Origin of the sequence: Streptomyces sp. NPDC019396 (assembly GCF_040632375.1) — a bacterium.
Taxonomy (GTDB): domain Bacteria; phylum Actinomycetota; class Actinomycetes; order Streptomycetales; family Streptomycetaceae; genus Streptomyces.
Genome location: NZ_JBEYBS010000047.1, coordinates 1 through 16,425, shown reverse-complemented (window position 1 = coordinate 16,425; position 16,425 = coordinate 1). Strand labels below are relative to the sequence as shown.

16 protein-coding genes and 1 pseudogene are annotated in these 16,425 nt (G+C 71.4%); 7 read left to right on the top strand and 10 right to left on the bottom strand.

The features are described 5' to 3' along the window. The 6 genes from ABZ532_RS30265 to ABZ532_RS30240 all read left to right on the top strand — a co-directional run. Positions 1–486 (top strand): phosphopantetheine-binding protein (locus ABZ532_RS30265; RefSeq protein WP_361290838.1); only part of this gene is annotated, 486 nt, incomplete at its 5' end. A gap of 65 nt (positions 487–551) precedes the next feature. After that, positions 552–1,319 carry an alpha/beta fold hydrolase gene (locus ABZ532_RS30260; RefSeq protein ID WP_361290835.1) on the top strand — a complete coding sequence of 256 codons (768 nt, stop codon included), beginning with the start codon at positions 552–554 and terminating at the stop codon, positions 1,317–1,319. Positions 1,320–1,372: 53 nt separating this feature from the next. Continuing rightward, positions 1,373–1,726 (top strand): nuclear transport factor 2 family protein, encoded by a 354-nt coding sequence (locus tag ABZ532_RS30255; RefSeq protein ID WP_361290832.1) that lies wholly within the window; start codon positions 1,373–1,375, stop codon positions 1,724–1,726. Continuing rightward, on the top strand, positions 1,723–2,841 hold the full coding sequence (locus ABZ532_RS30250; RefSeq protein ID WP_361290841.1) for a branched-chain amino acid aminotransferase: 1,119 nt from the start codon (positions 1,723–1,725) through the stop codon (positions 2,839–2,841). The genes ABZ532_RS30255 and ABZ532_RS30250 overlap by 4 nt, the downstream gene beginning before the upstream one ends. Continuing rightward, positions 2,838–3,587, top strand: a complete 750-nt coding sequence (locus ABZ532_RS30245; RefSeq protein ID WP_361290829.1) for an alpha/beta hydrolase — start codon at positions 2,838–2,840, stop codon at positions 3,585–3,587. The genes ABZ532_RS30250 and ABZ532_RS30245 overlap by 4 nt, the downstream gene beginning before the upstream one ends. A 197-nt stretch (positions 3,588–3,784) precedes the next feature. After that, positions 3,785–4,768 carry a hypothetical protein gene (locus tag ABZ532_RS30240; protein WP_361290826.1) on the top strand — a complete coding sequence of 328 codons (984 nt, stop codon included), beginning with the start codon at positions 3,785–3,787 and terminating at the stop codon, positions 4,766–4,768. 2 nt (positions 4,769–4,770) lie between these two features. Here the strand turns inward: ABZ532_RS30240 and ABZ532_RS30235 are convergent, their stop codons facing one another. Next, positions 4,771–5,898: a tetratricopeptide repeat protein gene (locus tag ABZ532_RS30235; protein WP_361290823.1), complete on the bottom strand. Its 1,128-nt coding sequence runs from the start codon at positions 5,896–5,898 to the stop codon at positions 4,771–4,773. Continuing rightward, positions 5,895–7,160: an ATP-binding protein gene (locus ABZ532_RS30230; protein ID WP_361290820.1), complete on the bottom strand. Its 1,266-nt coding sequence runs from the start codon at positions 7,158–7,160 to the stop codon at positions 5,895–5,897. The genes ABZ532_RS30235 and ABZ532_RS30230 overlap by 4 nt, the downstream gene beginning before the upstream one ends. Positions 7,161–7,379: 219 nt before the next feature. Here ABZ532_RS30230 and ABZ532_RS30225 point away from each other — a divergent pair, with 219 nt between their 5' ends. Continuing rightward, positions 7,380–8,564 carry a cytochrome P450 gene (locus ABZ532_RS30225; protein ID WP_361290817.1) on the top strand — a complete coding sequence of 395 codons (1,185 nt, stop codon included), beginning with the start codon at positions 7,380–7,382 and terminating at the stop codon, positions 8,562–8,564. Between the two features lie 102 nt (positions 8,565–8,666). Here ABZ532_RS30225 and ABZ532_RS30220 read toward each other — a convergent pair whose 3' ends face one another. The 8 genes and pseudogenes from ABZ532_RS30220 to ABZ532_RS30185 all read right to left on the bottom strand — a co-directional run. Further along, positions 8,667–9,962, bottom strand: a complete 1,296-nt coding sequence (locus ABZ532_RS30220) for a zinc ribbon domain-containing protein (protein ID WP_361290814.1) — start codon at positions 9,960–9,962, stop codon at positions 8,667–8,669. Next, on the bottom strand, positions 9,959–10,522 hold the full coding sequence (locus tag ABZ532_RS30215) for a phage tail protein (protein ID WP_361290811.1): 564 nt from the start codon (positions 10,520–10,522) through the stop codon (positions 9,959–9,961). The genes ABZ532_RS30220 and ABZ532_RS30215 overlap by 4 nt, the downstream gene beginning before the upstream one ends. After that, positions 10,519–12,477 carry a putative baseplate assembly protein gene (locus ABZ532_RS30210; protein WP_361290808.1) on the bottom strand — a complete coding sequence of 653 codons (1,959 nt, stop codon included), beginning with the start codon at positions 12,475–12,477 and terminating at the stop codon, positions 10,519–10,521. Before ABZ532_RS30210 ends, ABZ532_RS30215 begins: the two co-directional genes overlap by 4 nt. Then, a complete protein-coding gene (locus ABZ532_RS30205) occupies positions 12,477–12,917 on the bottom strand; it encodes a GPW/gp25 family protein (RefSeq protein ID WP_361290805.1) in 441 nt (146 codons plus the stop codon). The genes ABZ532_RS30210 and ABZ532_RS30205 overlap by 1 nt, the downstream gene beginning before the upstream one ends. Further along, positions 12,917–14,812: a VgrG-related protein gene (locus ABZ532_RS30200; protein WP_361290802.1), complete on the bottom strand. Its 1,896-nt coding sequence runs from the start codon at positions 14,810–14,812 to the stop codon at positions 12,917–12,919. The genes ABZ532_RS30205 and ABZ532_RS30200 overlap by 1 nt, the downstream gene beginning before the upstream one ends. Then, complete coding sequence (locus tag ABZ532_RS30195) at positions 14,812–15,543, bottom strand: LysM peptidoglycan-binding domain-containing protein (protein WP_361290799.1); 732 nt, start codon at positions 15,541–15,543, stop codon at positions 14,812–14,814. The genes ABZ532_RS30200 and ABZ532_RS30195 overlap by 1 nt, the downstream gene beginning before the upstream one ends. 42 nt (positions 15,544–15,585) lie before the next feature. Next, positions 15,586–16,011, bottom strand: coding sequence for a phage tail protein (locus ABZ532_RS30190; protein ID WP_361290796.1), 426 nt, complete (start codon positions 16,009–16,011; stop codon positions 15,586–15,588). A 54-nt stretch (positions 16,012–16,065) separates the two neighbouring features. Continuing rightward, positions 16,066–16,425 (bottom strand): annotated as a pseudogene (locus tag ABZ532_RS30185) (extensin); the annotation flags it as partial.

Genomic DNA, 16,425 nt, shown 5'->3' with positions numbered 1-16,425 from the left:
ACCGTGCGCACAGCAGCCACCACCGCACTACCCGACGCCATGATCCCCTCAGCCATCACCCTCCTCGACACCCTCCCCCTCACCCCCAACGGCAAAATCGACCGCGCAGCCCTCCCAGCCCCGGTCTTCGCCGACCGCACGGAATACGTGGCCCCCAGCACCGTCCAGGAGCATCTGCTTGCCCTGCTCTTCGCCGAAGTGCTGGGCGTGGAGCGGGCCGGCCTGGAAGACGACTTCTTCCAACTCGGCGGCCACTCACTCCTCGCCACCCAACTCATGGCCCGCATCCGCGAACAATTCCGCATCGAACTCCCCCTACGGGCGCTGTTCGAGAACCCGGGCATGCGGGATCTCGCCGGTGTGATCACGCGGGCCGAGTCCGAGCAGGCGGCCACTCCCGACGTGGCCGAGCTGGAGCAGTTGCTGGCGGAGATCGGTGACCTGTCGGACGAGGAGATCGCGGAGCGGCTGGCTCACGAGGAGTGACCGCGACCACGGCCGGCCCGGCCAAGGAGACGGCCCGGCTCCAGCACCATGGAACGAGGAGACACGTGAAGTCCAAGACCGGCCGCTGGTTCGCGGCGGAGACCACGGCACAGGACGCGGTGGCGAGGCTGTTCTGCTTGCCGCACGCCGGCGCAGGAGCCTCGGCGTACCGGGAGTGGCAGGCGAAGGTCGGCCCGGATGTCGAGGTGGTGCCCGTGCAGTTGCCGGGCCGCGAGGCCCGGTTCGCCGAACCGACGGTCACTTCGGCGGCCGTCATCGCGAAGGACCTGGTCGAACCGCTGGTGGAGCGCGCGGGTGGCAAGCCGTTCGCCCTGTTCGGGCACAGCATGGGCGCGCTGCTCGCCTACGAGCTGACGCACGAGCTGGTGACGGTGGGCCGCCCGCCCGTCCATCTCGTCGTCTCGGGGTACGGGGGGCCGCAGCTGCCCCGGCCCAGCGTGTACGGCGTGGTCCACCGGCTTCCGGACGACCGGCTGGCTCAGCACGTCGAGGCGTTGCAGGGGACGGCGGGTGAGGTGCTGGAGCACCCGGAGCTCTTGAAGCTGCTGCTTCCGGTGCTCCGGGCGGACTACGAACTGTGCGAGACGTACCGGTTCGTCGGCCGGCCCCCGCTTCCGGTGCCGGTGACGGCCCTGGGCGGTACCGAGGACCCGTCGACGACCGACTCGCTGCTCGGTGCGTGGGGCGAACTCACAACGGAACGCTTCACCGCCACCCGCTTCCCGGGCGGCCATTTCTATCTCACCAAGCAGCTCGACGAGGTCACCCGCGCGGCCCGCGATGCCGCACTCCGGCCGGCGTCCCACGACTGAGCCGAGCCGCGTCGACCCACCCCGTACCGGCACGTACACCCAGGAGGCTGATCGTGGACAGGGAAAAGCGCATTCGCCACTACTACGAGCTGGTGGACGCGGGCGACGTGCCCGGGCTCGTGGAGCTCTTCGCCCCGGAGGCCGTCTATCGCCGCCCGGGGTACGAACCCCTGGTCGGCAGGGAGGCGCTGGAGCGCTTCTACCGGGAGGACCGTGTCATCAAGGAGGGCCGCCACGCCCTGTCGGCCGCGCTGGTGCGGGAGGACGGTGCGGCGGTGCACGGGACGTTCGAGGGGACGTTGCACGACGGCCGGGAGGTGTCGCTGCGCTTCGCGGACTTCTTCACGTTCAGCGCCGACGGAGCGTTCCGCACGCGCGACACCTTCTTCTTCGCGCCCCTGGTCTGACGCAGTACCCACAGACGGAAAGGAGTCGTCAGGTGACGAGGAGACCTGCGTTCGGTGAGCAGTTCACCGACCACATGGTGATGTTGACCTGGACCGCCGAGGCCGGCTGGACGGACACTCCGCAGGTAATGCCGTTCGGCGATCTCCGGATCAGCCCGGCGATGGCGGGGCTGCACTACGGGCAGGTGGTGTTCGAGGGACTGAAGACCTACCGCCGGCAGGACGGCACGCTCGGCACGTTCCGGCCCGACGCACACGCGCGCCGGTTCCAGCAGTCGGCGCGGCGCCTGGCCATGCCGGAGCTGCCCGATGAGCTCTTCATCCAGGCGGTGGACGCGTTCGTCGGCGTGGACGGCGGAGTGCTGTCGGCCGACGAGGAGGTGAGCCTGTATCTGCGCCCGCTGATGTTCGCGACCGAGGCGTCCCTGGCACTGCGGCCCGCCCGCGCGTACACCTTCCTGCTCATGGGATTCGTGACGGGAGGCTTCTTCTCGAACCGGCCGGATCCGGTGTCGGTGCTGATCAGCCGGGAGTACTCGCGGGCCGCTCCGGGCGGCACCGGGCAGGCCAAGTGCGCCGGCAACTACGCGGGGGCGTTTCTCGCCCAGCGGGCGGCGGCGGACGCGGGCTGCCAGCAGGTGGTGTGGCTGGACGCGGTGGAGAACCGCTGGGTGGAGGAAATGGGGGGCATGAACCTCTTCTTCGTCCGCGGCGCCGGGCCGGGCGCCACCGTGGTGACTCCCTCGCTCACCGGCACGCTCCTTCCGGGTGTCACCCGCGACTCGCTGCTGACGCTCGCCGGGGAGCGTGGCCATGCCGTCACGGAGGAGCGGATCTCGGTCGAGCAGTGGCGCAAGGAGTGCGAGGAGGGCGTCATCAGCGAGACGTTCGCCTGCGGCACAGCGGCGCTGGTCACCCCGGTCGGCCATGTGCGGGACGCGGACGGGGAGTGGCTCGTCGGTGCTGGGCAGCCGGGCCCGGTGACCATCGAACTGAGGACCACACTCACCGATCTCCACCGAGGCCGCACGGCCGACGCCCACGGCTGGATACGGTGCCATGACCGGCCGGTCGATGCGCTCCACGTCAATAGTGAGGAACAGACGTACACATGACCCTTTCCCATGACACCGCGGGTACGGGCGACGCGGTCGTCCTCCTGCACTCCTCGGTATGCGACCGGCGCATGTGGGACCCGCAGTGGCAGGACCTGATCGACGCGGGCTACCAGGTGGTGCGCTGCGACTTCCGCGGACACGGCGAGTCGCCCGTGGCGCAGCAACCGGGCAACGACGCGGTGGACGTACGGGAACTGCTCGACCAACTGGGTATCGAGAAAGCGGCAGTCGTGGGCTCGTCCTATGGCGGCCGGGTCGCCCTGGAGTTCGCGGCACGATGGCCGGAACGGCTCAGCGCGCTCATCCTCCTGTCGGCCGGTTCCCCCTTCCATCCGTCCACCGACGAACTGGACGCCTTCGACGAGCAGGAGGAGTCCCTGGTCGATGCGGACGACCTGCACGGAGCCGTGGAGCTCAACGTCCGCACCTGGCTGGGGCCCGACGCGGACGAGGGCACCCGCGACCAGGTGCGTGCGATGCAGCGGCACGCGTATGAGGTACAGCTCGCCGCCGAGGAGGAGTTCGATCCGGTCGAGGCGGAATTCGAGCTGTCGTCCGTTTCGGCGCGGACGCTGATCGTGACGGGCGAACACGACATGAAGTACTTCACCGACGTGGCCCGGGACCTGGCCGACCAGATCACCGGAGCCCGGTTGGTGCGCCTGCCTTGGGGCGGTCATCTGCCGAGTCTGGAACGGCCCCAGGAGGTCTCATCCCTGCTGGTGGGCTTCCTCCGGGGCTGAATCCCGCCCCAGCGGAGCGGGGCGCGCCCGAATCGCGCGCCCCGCTCCCCCACCGCAGCGCATGTGACAGCGATGTACGGAACATGTCACAGGGCTCGCACCGCCGGGCAACGCCGCTTCCCCCGATGCCAGGCGAGTGGGATGTTCACGGGACGAAGCGGCCCGAGGCAGGACGCGGGGAGATCTGGGGGGACACCATGACACGCAGACAGCAGCACACCGGCAACGGCAGAACCGGGGGCAAGGCCCGGAGAGCCAACGGGCACGGCACATCGCGGCGCCGTCCGACGGCGGTGACCGCTGCGGCACTCGCCATGGCCGTGCCGCTGACCTTCAGCGCAGCAGGAGACGCGGGGGCAGCGACGGACCACCCCATCGTCTTCGCCCGCTACACCGCGACGGCGTCCATCGAGGACCTCTACGCGATCTCCTCCAGCGGCGGCACGCCCGTCAAGCTCACCCACACCTCCACCGTCAGCGATGTGATGCCCACCTGGTCCCCGGACGGCAAGCGGGTGGCCTTCGTCCGCTACGGGTCCGGTGGCGCGATCGACGGAATCTGGACCATGAAGTCCACGGGCGGCGACCTCAAGGTCGTCCCCGGCACCAAGGGCGCCTCCGACCCCGCCTGGTCCCCGGACGGCGAGCGGATCGCCTACGCCAAGCCGGTCGGCACCCAGCGCGAGATCTACGTGGCCGACATCGACGGCACCCCGGCCACCCGCCTCACCCACAACACGGCGGACGACCTTCATCCCACGTGGTCCCCGAGCGGCAAGTACCTGGCGTTCAACCGCGCGGACGCGGCCGGAAACAGCAGGGTGATGCGGATCCGGCTGTCCACCCTGACCCAGACCGCGGTCACCGCGTCCGGCTCCCACGACTGGACGCCCGACTGGTCGCACGGCAACCGGATCGCCTTCAGCCGAGTGGACTCCTCGGGCTTCGCCCGCCTCTATGTCATCCGTCCCGACGGCACCGGACTGCATCGCATCACCTCGGCCCGCCGGAACGACAAGAGCCCCTCATGGTCCCCGGACGGCAGCCGTCTGGTCTTCACAAGGGGCGGTACCGATGAAGCGGACCCCGAGCACCTCTACCTGGTGAAGTCCGACGGCACCGGACTGACGCAGCTCACCAAGACCGCCTCCCACGACATGCAGGCGGACTGGCGCCCGTAGGGCTACGTCGTTCTCGGCCGGTCGAACCACATGGTCGCCAAGGTGGGCGCGAGACCGGCCCAGAACAACACCTGCGGCAACGTCCTCTCCGACCACGGGACCTGCGTGATCAGCAAGGCGCACAGCATGGCCCAGGCCGCCTGCGCCACCGCGATGCGGGCCCACCGGAACCGGCCCATCAGGGACCGGACGTTGAGCCGGACCCCCGCACGCCGCCGCCGGTAGCGCAGCAGGGCGCCCAGGGCCCAGATGACGCTCGTCGGGACGAGGTACCAGAGCCGCTGACCGAGTGGGACCGGCAGCTCCCGCGGCACCTCGCCATCGGCGACCCACAGGTCCAGCATGGCTCCGGCGAGGCCGACACAGAGCAGCGCGAGCCACCGCATGCCGCGCAGCATGCGGTACGTGGCCTCGTCCAGGCCGCGCTGCAACTCGGCGGAGTCCGGCGCGGAAGCGAGCCCGGCGGCGTACAGGTCGGCGGCCCGGGCGGCCTTGACGCCCGGAGCTCCGGCAGCCTTCCTGGTCTGGCTGACCAGGGCCTCGGTGTGGGCGGGGTCGGCCCGGAGAATGGCACGCTCGTGCTGGTCGGCCACGACTGCGTGCCCCGAGAACTCGGCGATGAGCTTGGCGACTTCGTGGGCGTAGACCTCATCGGGGCCGAGCCGCAGCGCTTCCGCGGCGATACCGGCCGCTCCGCGGGTGACAAGCTCGAACTCGTCGTGCCCGACCTCTCTGGTGCCGCTGGCCTCGGCGTAACGGACCATCGCCATGCGCCATACGGCGTCGGCGAGCATCGCATGGCCGTACCAGTGGTGGGGGTTGACCCGGACCGCTTCACGCAGGACGGGCTCGGCGTCGCGCCACGAGCTGCCGGGTCCCCTGGTCAGTGCCTCCGCACGCAGGATGAGCGCGCCGTAGTCCTCGGGGTCCAGCGCCAGGGCCTCGGCGGCCGCGTCCCGAGCCTGCTGCGCCTGCTGGGTGTTCAGATGGCAGTAGCCCATCTTGACCCAGGCGCGGACGTCGCCGGGCTCCTCGGCGAGATGCCGCGCGAGCAGATCCCGGGCCTGGTCGTAGCGATCGAAGTCGATCAGGGCCTGTGCCCGCTCGACGGCGGGATGAGGTGTGGTCACAGTTTCCGCTTCTTCTTCAGGTAGGCGACCAGGTCGTCGTACATCCCGCCCTCGTTCGCGTACATCGCCACATTGCGGGCGGCGGCGAACCACGGTTCGGTGGAGGGCACGACCTGCCTCACCGCGGCGGACAGGTCGTTCATCCCGATCATGCGTACGGTGCCGGTGCGGGCCGAATCCAGCAGCGCGTACTCCGCCGCCGCCTCGCACACATGGGCAAGATCGGCGCCTGACAGGCCGTCGGTGACCTTGACGAGTCTGCGCAGGTCGACGTTCTCGACGGGCTTGTCACGCAGGTGGTAGCGGAGGACCGCCTCACGGGCCGGGCCGTCGGGCGGCAGCACCAGCAGGGTGCGGTCCAGCCGGCCGGGGCGGCGCAGGGCGATGTCCACGTCCCACGGCACGTTGGTGGCCGCGAGCACGAACACACCTTCGTTCGCGGCCGCTTCGATGCCGTCCAGCTCGGTCAGCAGCTGGTTGACGGTGGTGCGCATACCGTTGCTCTGGGTGCGGCTGCGCTTGCCGCCGAGCGCGTCCAGCTCGTCCAGGAACACCACACACGGTGCCTGGCGGCGGGCGGTCCGGAAGATCTCGTGCATGTTGCGCTCGGAGTTGCCGATCCACATGTCGAGCACGTCGTTCACCGAGACGGACAGGAATCCCGCACCGAGTTCACCGGCTACGGCCCGTGCGATGAAGGTCTTGCCGCAGCCGGGCGGCCCGTACAGCAGCAGACCGCCGCGCAGGCTCTTACCGTAGAGCCGGCGCAGCTCCGGATTGCGCAGCGGGGCCAGGAAGGCGGCCTCCAGCCGCTCCTTCACCTCCTGCATGCCTCCCACGTCGGCGAGGCGGAGGGTGCCGGGCCGCTCCACGTCCCAGGCAGCGGCATCCCCTGGATCGCCCTCGCCGTCCACGGTGAGCGGCGCCTCCACGAACCGGGGTGGCACGACGTCGCCGACCTGGTCCTCGGCGGCCCTCCAGTCGAAACCGGCACGGGATCCGGGGGTGCCGGCCGGGGACGTTCCAGGAACCGTGGGGGCGCCGGTCACGGGCGCCGGAGCCCCCATGGCCCGTGCCATCAACTCGCGGGCCCTGGCATCACCGGGCGCGTGCTGGAGCGTCACGGCGACCTCCGCCACCGCGGACTCCATGTGCCCTGCGTCCAGCAGCAGTTCGGCCAGGTGCAGCCGCAGCGGCACATCATCGGGCGCGGCCGTGACGGCCGTACGCATGCTCTGTATCAGGGGGGATTCGGCCGGCATGGCTCCACACTCTACGGAGGCGGGGCATCCGGCTTTCAGGCGCCCTCGGCGGAGCGTGACCGCCCGATCGACTCCGGCAGCGCGCGTCGCCGGTCGGCGGAGCCCCTGCTACTCCGGGCAGGTCCGAGCCGCTCGGCCCACGCCGCTGCATCAAAGGCGTCTCGTCGTGATCAACTGGTGCCGTGCGTCGCTCGTTTGCCCGTGTCTAGGCTGTCGATCATGGATACCGTCATCCCTGATCTGCCCGCACTCATCGCCGACCCCCACGCGGCGTACACCCGGCTCCGGGAAGCCGGTCCGGCACACCGGATCACCGGGCCCGACGGCTTGCCCATATGGGTCGTCAGCCGCTATGAGGACGTGCGGCGGTTGCTGGCCGACCCACGGCTGTCCCTGGACAAGGCGCACCGGACTCCCGGCAACTACCGGGGCTTCTCACTGCCTCCGGCACTCGATGCCAACCTGCTGAACATGGACCCGCCGGACCACACCCGGATCAGGCGTCTGGTCAGCAAGGCCTTCACACCTGGTCGTGTGGAGGGGATGCGCCCGGGGATCGAGGCCCTGGCCGACCAGCTCTGCGACGCCATGGCCGGCCGGATGCGCGCCGACCTCGTGCCGGAGTACGCCGCTCCGCTGCCGATCACCGTCATCTGCGACCTGCTGGGCGTGCCGCACGACTCCCGCCCGGACTTCCGGGCCTGGACCGACGCCCTGGTCGCCCCGGATCCGGAGGACCCCGGCGCGGCGAGGCGGGCCGTGGGCGCCATGCTCGCGTACTTCCCCCAGCTGATCGCCGACAAGCGCCGCAGTCCGGGTGACGACCTGCTGAGCGACCTGGTCGACGTGCGCGACGACGGGGACGCGCTCACCGAGGACGAGCTGACCTCGCTCGCGTTTCTCATCCTCGTCGCCGGCTACGAGAACACGGTGCAGCTCATCGGCACCGCCGTGCTGGCGCTGCTGGACCACCCCGAGCAGCTGGTGGCGCTACGGGATGATCCCTCGGTGATCGAGGACGCCGTGGAGGAGTTCGCCCGGTACGACGGACCGGCTGCCCTCGCCATCCGCCGCTTCCCCGTGCAGGACGTCGAGCTCGACGGGGTGACGATCCCGGCCGGGGAGACGGTCATGCTGTCGCTGGCCTCGGCCAACCGCGACCCGGTGCGGTTCCCCGACCCCGGCAGCCTCGACCTGAACCGACGCGACCCCGGCCACCTCGCGCTCGGGCACGGCATCCACTACTGCGTGGGCGCCCCGCTGGCCCGGCTGGAGACGCGGATCGCCGTGAGCACACTGCTTCGCCGCTTCCCCGCACTGAAGTTGGACGTGCCTCGCGACGAGCTGCGCTGGCGTCCCTCGATCCGCGCCAGGGGGCTGGTCGCGCTGCCGGTGCGGCTCTGACCGCGGCGCGGCCCGGGGCTCGGATCACAGAGCACACAGTCCCCGGGGCAGTCGGCGCCTCGCCGACCGCCCCGGGGCCCACGTTCCCGGGAGCGCGAGCGGTCAGCCGGTGCTCCTCCCACTGTTCGACGCACCGAAGAACTCGATCTCGGCGAGGGCGACCTGCTTGTTGGCCGAGGCACCGTAGGCCGAGCGCACGATGAACCGGACGGCGGTGACCTCACCGACCCGGAAGGGGATGCGCTGTGGCCCGGCGCCCTGGTCGAGGGTGAGCGAGCGCGTGAACTTCCTGCCCTTGGCGTCGGTGATCACCGCGTCGACGCGGTGGGGCAGGGCCGACTGCGAGAGCTGATCCGGGCGAATGGAGACACCGGGTGTGATGACCAGGTCCAGCAGCCGGGTGGGCTTCTCGAAGCGGGCCTCGAACCATTCCCCTTCGCCGGAGCCGTTGATCCCCGGGCCCCACCACGTGTTGTTGAGCTTGTCGACGACGAGCTCCGGAGCCTGGCCCGCATACGACTGCGAAGCGGCGACGGTGTCCGGTGAGACCGGGGCGCGCTTGGCGAAGTGATCGCGGACCACGTCGACGGCCTCACCGGTGTGGAGGCCGGCGAAGACCAGTGCGGACAGCACCAGCAGGCCGACGACCACCCTCAGGACACGTTCGAAGCTCCTGCGCAGGCGTGGGCGGTCACCGGCCCACGGGGCCTCCCGGTTACGGAAGTCCAGCAGGCGGCGCCACCAGGGGCGGCGCCGCGGGTCGGGGGCGCCGGCGGCTGCGGACGTCGGCGTGGCGCACCGGACGCAGAAGTGGCGGTCCGGCCGGTTGGGGGTGGCACACACGGAGCAGGGCACGCCGCCTTCGGCGGCGGGCTGCTGACCCGGGGCGCGCACCTGCGGGCGGTCCGCGTCCGGGCGGCCGGGGAGTACGGGGGCCACGGACGGCCGTGCCGACGCACGGGGTTCGGGATCCCCGACTGGCACGACCAGGGACCTGGCCCGCGCGACGGTGTCGTCGGGATCGGCTTCAGGACCGGGAGCGCTGTCAGGGGCGGCGGGACCGGGGGCGGGGGCGGGACTCGAGGCCGCGGTGGGTCCGGGCTCGGAAGCCGCGGCCGGCCCAGAGGCGAGGGGGGCGGTGTCCTCTCCCGTGGCGGCGACGGGCCGATCGGTGCCACCCGGACTCTCCGGGGCGCCCGGACCCGCTTCCGGCGCCGGTCCGGCGGCCGTACCGGGTCGTGCGGAGCCGCTCCCTTCCGGCTCCGCGCTGTCCGTCCAGCGGAGCACCTCCCCACACGAGTCGCAGAAGGACTGGCCTGGTTCCGCCCTGGTTCCGCACTCGGCGCAGTGGGTGGCGCCTGCACTCCCGGTAGCGGTGCCGGGGGTCTGACGGGTCATCTCTCGGAAGTCCTCTCGGAATCGGCGGCGGTCACCTGGACCGTGTAAGGCATATGGGCGGGGCGGGCCGCCGCCACGAGGCTGTCGAGCCGGTGTGCGTCCGCCGGGGTCGGGTCGGGCAGCCGCAGCACGACATGCAGCCGGGGACGGCGTTCGCCGGGGACCGGGCCGAGGGGGCGGGCGTTCCATTCGGCGGCTCCGCTCTCGCTGATCTCCGGTTCCACACCGAAGGCCAGGCGGACCGCTTCGGCCAGGCCGCGACGGGTGCCGCGTACGCGGTGCAGACGCGCGGCGGCGGCGACGGCGGTGCGCAGTCGGTCCTCCGGCTCGGTGCCGTCGGTCTCCGCGCCGACCCAGCCGCCGAGCCACTGGGTGAAGTCGACCGGGGCGAGCGCCGGGGTGAAGTAGGTGTCCAGACAGTCCAGGACGTTGAGGATCGGCGCGATGACCTCGTCCAGGCCCGCGACGAAGCGCTGCGCCAGGTCGTCATCGGCGAAGACGGCCGGGAGCGTGGCTCCGATCGGGGACGATGACCCCAGCCCGTCGACGGATCCCCTCATGAGGCGTCGCCGATCACACGGACCCGGTGGTCGAAGGAGAACACCAGGGACGGGGCCTCGAGGTCGATACGGTCCGTCGCGTCGCCCCGCTTCCCGGTCAGCGGGTCGGCCGGGTGGAGCTGTACCTCGTCCACGAGCTCGACACCGGGCACTCGCTGGAGCACGGCGAAGACCTCACCGGACTGGACCGGACGTCCGAACGGCCAGCCCTTGCCGTCGGCGCCACCGGTGAGCGGATCGATGTGCCGGTACAGCGCGTCGTGGACCTCGCGGCGCACACGGTCGGTGTCGACGCCGCGGAATGCGTGCACGGTGGCGACGACGGTGACGCCCTGGTAGAAGGGCGGTCCGACCGCCAGCCGGGTCCCGATCAGCCGCCGCTCGTCCAGATGACGGGTGATCCGGTCCAGCAACGCCTTTCCGGGGACGAGTTGCTCGAACCTCAGCCGGCCACCGGGGTCGGGCACCGCCTGGGGCACGACCAGCACTCGGACGGCGTACGCCCCGTGCTCGCCCTCGTCGCCTTCGATGCAGGTGATTCGGGCCGTCTCGGGGGCGGCTCGGCGGGCCAGTTCCTCGTAGTCCCGCAGGGTGACGGCCCGCTCCTGGGCACGGAGGGAGATGGGCGCGCGGACCTTGGCCTCTTCCACGGTCTCACCGTCGACTCCGCCACGGGCTGCCTCCCGGTTGACGACCTCCGCCACATACGGGATGGAGCTGCGCAGCACCCGGACGGCGCCCCGCGCCACGTTCCCGGCCCTGCCGCCGCCGGTGCGGTAGCGACGGGCCCGGATCACCGCGCCCTTGGGCGGGGTGGTCCCGTACTGCCGCAGGGTGCCGTCGGGTTCCCGTACGGCGGGCCCGAAGGCGATCTCGCCGGTCGCGGCGTCCAGGGTGATGTGCCGGTCCTGCGGTCCCGAGGTGGCGAAGTGCGGGACGACCGCCCAGTCGGTCCAGCCGTCGTGCCCGGCCGTCTGGAGGAGCAGCGGCGGATCGTCGCCGACCACGGGCGCGTTGGCCAGCCGCAGCCGCTGGCCCGGCAGCCCGGTGGATTCGCCGAGGGCCTCGTCGTACACCGTGTCGGCGTGTACGGCGACCGTGGTGCCGCCGATGGTGAACGCCACAGCGGACCGGATGGTGGGGGAGAGGGTGTAGAAGGGCTGGCCGGGCAGCGGCTCGGTGACCCGGCAGCGCAGCCAGCCGGCCTGGCGGCCGCCGGTGCGGGATACGGCGTGTCCGCCGGGGATGTGGAGCACGATCTCGCCCGGCCGGTTGAGACCGCCGGTACCGTCCCGGTCGACCTCGCACTGCGCCCAGCCGTCCTCGGTCCACGCCTCCCACACCAGGGGCGGTTGGCGCGGGTCGACGCCCACGCCGTCGACGCGGCTGTCGAGTTCCAGTGCCACCGCGCAGTGCGGTACGGCTGCGCTCAGACCGAGCAGCATGCAGTCACCGGAGCGCGGGGCGTCGGCGAAGCACGACACGTCCTTGCCCTCGGCGAGGTCGTCGGTGCGGTCGGTGACGGCGGCGCCGCTGTGCTGCACGACCACGTGCGTCAACTCGCAGGGCGGGACGGTGAGTCCGCGCTCGGTCGCGAAGACGACGGCGTCTTCGCTCTCGGTGCGGGGCGTGGCGACCTCGGTACCGGTCGGCAGGACGATGGGCTCCTCCTGCGGGGCGGAGAGCCAGAAGGTGACGCCGGTGCGGGCGGCCACGGGCGGGAACAACGTGATCCCGACGAGGTCCAGGAAGGCCAGGTGGTTCTTCTCGGGTACGCGGTTGAGCCGGTACACGATCTGGTCGGCCATGTGGGCGACCGCTTCCACGAGGGTGACGCCGGGGTCCGACACGTTGTGGTCGGTCCACTCGGGGGCGCGCTGCTGGATGTAGCGCTTGGCGTCGTCGACGAACTGCTGGAAGCGGCGGTCGTCGAGGTTCGGGGAGGGCAGGGCCATCAGCGGTCGCTTTCCTGGAGATCGCCGGAGTCACCCGGGCCGGGCTCGTCGTGTTCGGGAATGACGTAGAAGGGGAAGACGAGGCTGCGCGGGTTGTTGGTGCCGCGGATCGAGTAGCGCACGTCGATGTACAGCACGCCCTGCTCGGCGCCCGCGGTCACCTCGACGTCGTTGACCTCGATACGGGGCTCCCAGCGGTCGAGGCTCGCGTACACCTCGTGCTGGATACGGCCCGCGGTGGCCTCGTTGACCGGGGCGAACACCAAGTCGTGGATGGCGCAGCCGTATTCGGGGCGCATGGGCCGCTCCCCCGGCGCGGTGGCCAGCACGAGCCGGATCGCCTCCTCGATCTCCCGCTCCCCGCTGACCAGGGCGATGGCGCCGGTGGGTCCGATCCTCATCGGGAAGGCCCAGCCGGAGCCGACGAACTGCTCGGACATCAGATCACCGGCTTTCCGTTGGCGGTCACCAGGCCCATGAGCGGGATGCTCACGGCTCGGACGCCCGCGTTGGCGATCGCGTTGATCTGGACGCTCGCGGCGCCGATCGTCGCACTGCCCGTGGCCTTGAGGTCGATGGCGCCCAACGCGTTCAGATTGACCGCGCCGGTGAGCGACTTGAGGTTGACGAGGCCGCGGCCCTCGATACGAAGGGGCCCGCCGCTCTTGATGGTCAGGGAACGGCGCGCGCTCAGGGTGAGGTCCGTACCGGCCTCCACCGACACCTCACGGCCACCCTTGATGGTGACGGAACCCCTGCTGTCCACGGTGATCTCGGTCTTGGTGCGGTCGAGCTGGACGGTGAGCCGGTCGTCGCCGGTGGCGATCCGCACGCCCTGCCTGCGGGCGCCGGTCTGCTGGCTGAGCAGGTCCACCCGGTTGCCCTGCCGGTCGGACAGGGTGTGCCGGATCGCCTGCTTGCGCAGCCCGTCGTGCAGCGGCACGTCCTTGACGGCGGTCGGCGTGTCCCGGCCGTTGTAGAGACCCCCGATGACGAACGGGTGGTCCAGCGCCCCCCGGTCGAAGGCCACCAGCACCTCGTCCCCGACATCCATCGGGAACACTCCCCCGCCGCCCTTGCCGCCGAGCTGGACGGTGCGGGTCCAGTCGCTGACGTACGCGTCGTCGAGCCAGGGGAACTGGAGCTTCACCCTGCCCTGCTTCAGCGGGTCCTGCACGTCGGTGACCAGCGCGTTGGCCACGCTCGGCAGCCTCGGCGCGGCGGACCCGCCCCCGCCGGAGGTGAGGCCGTACAGGGAGCGCCACTGGCGGCCGCTGACCGTCACCCAGGTGGTGTACTCGCCTCCGTTGCCGAAGACATGCCGCACGGAGGTGGCCGTGTACTTGCCCTCGAACGGGGCGCCCACGTCCCGGAGTGTCACCGGCACCCCTGGGCGCAGCCGGGGGTTTCCGCGGACGGTGACCTCCAGCTCCGCGAAAGAGGAGGTGATGTCGTCGGCGAGGGAGCGGGCCGCGGAGCCCACTTCGGACTGGCGATCGTAGGGGGTGTCGGTGCCGACCAGCTTGGCGGTCCCGAAGCGGGCCCCTGCCTTTCGGGGCGAAGTGCCGATGGAGATACCGAGGTTGGCAGTGCCGGGCGCCGTGGCGGTGAGCTTCTTCTTCGTCGTGACGTCCCAGCCCCTGGACTCGACCGTGCCGACCTGGTCGGCCGCGGTGACCGCGGCGCGGCAGCGCAGCACGTCCTGACCGGCGTGCAGGACGAACGGGCTCTTCTCGCCGTCCATGCTGGTCGGGGGGGCGCCGGAGGCGGGGTCCTGGGCGGCGAACCGGAACTTGCCCTTGCCGTCCAGGGACATCACCATCTCGTTCTCGTCGGCGAGCCTGGCGAGGAAGTCCCAGTCCGTGACGTTGGCCTGGCTGATGAACTCGTAGACCGTCTTCGTGGACTGGACCCGGCCGACGGGGATACCGCTCATCCCCGCCAGCTTGCGGGCGATGTCGGACGCGGTCTGGTTGCGGTACGCGGCGATCCTGCGCTGCCGCATCAGGCGGTGGCCCTGGTCGTAGCCGCGTACGACGGTGAACGTGCCGGTGCCGTCGTAGTCGGTCTCCATGGCGGTGACCTCGCCCGTCAGCAGGGGCGTCCCGGCGCCCTGGCCGGACGACACGGGGGCCAGGACCACCTTGCTGCCGAAGTCCACACCAAGCTTGCCGAGCAGCAGTCCGTGCGGGTCCCGGAAGGTGATCCGGAACGCCCCGGGCACGCCGGCGCCGAGGTCGACCCAGGCGCCGACGAGGGCGTTCGCGTACTCGTCGGGGAGTTTGGCGCCGTCGACGGTGACGTGGATGACGTTGGAGAAGGACGCCTGCACCATCAGAAGGCCCCCACTTCTTCCGCCGCGGGAAGCACCAGTTCCACTCCGGTCCGCAGCCGCGAGGGGTCGTCGATGCCGTTGGCCTCGGCGATCGCCCGCCAGCCGGCCGCGTCGCCGTACTCCCGCCAGGCCAGCGACTCCAGCGAGTCACCGGCGACGACCCGGTGGACGCGGCGTGCCGTGAGCGCGCCGGAGGTGGGGTTCTGTCCCTTGGTGCGGCTGGGGATCTCGTGGAGATGCACCTGGCAGGTGGCCCTGATCGGCACGCCGGTGGTGCCGAACAGGGTGTAGGTGGCGTCCACCGAGGAGACGTAGGCCGTGAAGCGGGCGGTGGAGAAGGCACCCCACTGGAACACCACCCACGGTGTGGACGGCTGCTTGGCGGCGATGCTCTTCGAGGTGACCTCGCAGCAGGAGAAGAGCGCCTCCACCTTCTTCAGCACCGAGTTGCCGCTCGGCTCGTCGGAGGAGTCGAGGAACACCTCCAGGGTCATCTCCCGGGGCTCGGGCCCCATGAACTCGGGCAGCGCGCCGGCGCGTACCGCCGCCGTGGGGGTGGTCTTCCACCGTGCGCGGCGGCTCAGCGCGAGCTGCGCCGGGTTGAAGTCGAAAGCGAAGTTCTTGATCAACCCGCCGGGTGTGGTGCTGTGCCCGATCGGCGGTTCATGGATGGCGAGCGTGGCGCGGACCAGACTCCGGCCCGCGCCGCCCTTGGCGCCCTTGCTTGGCATGTGTACTACCCGTTCTCCTCAGTCCGTCCGGTCCCCGTCGACTCAGTCCGTGAACCCGTGGTGGGTGATCTCCAGGACCTCCGTGGCCACCTGGGGGCTGGCCGGGTCGAGGGACGGGCCCTGCCAGCTGACCGGCAGCACGTCGATGAGGCCCCAGCGGGCCACCTCGGAGCCGTCGGCGCGCAGGGCGGCGATCTGGGCGGTGGGCCGGGTGACGCCCGTGGTCACGGAGGAGATCCACGCCGCGACCTTGGAGGTCTCCGAAGTCAGCGGCCTGGTCAGCCGGATGGTGGAGAAGGTCACCCGGGACGGGAGCTGCCAGACGAACCCGTTGTTGCCGCCCTCCTGGTGCTGCTCGATCTCCACCGTCGAGGAGAGCCCCTCGCACCCGTTGAAGCGGCCGAGGCTCTCGCCGTCGATGGTCAGGGTGAAGAAGATGCTGGAGCCCGGGTCGCGTTCGCTGGGCATCGGGTGGGCCTTTCTGGGGTGGTGCCGGGTCGGTCGGGAGTGTCGGTCTGCGGGTCAGTGGCGTGGGTCGCGGAGCCTTCCGATGCGCTCGCGGTCGAGCCTGAGTTCGGTGCGCAGCAGGCGCGTCAACGGCCCGATGAGCCGGTGGGTCAGCTCGTCGATCTGGGCGCCGGTCAGCGCACGTGCGTCGAAGTCGGCGGGCCCGTGCGGAGGCGGGGCGCCGTCGCCCGCGCCCTTGGTGGGAGGCGGCGGTGGCCCGGCCGCACGGCGCTGCGCCGTGGCGGAGGCCGAAGGCGGCACGCGAGGTGCCGTCGCGGCCCGCTGCACCGCGGGCGGGGCCGGCGGCGGCGTGTGCCCGCCCGGGTCCGGTGCGCGCTGAACGGGCGGGGCGACGGCGCGCCGCATCGTGGGCGG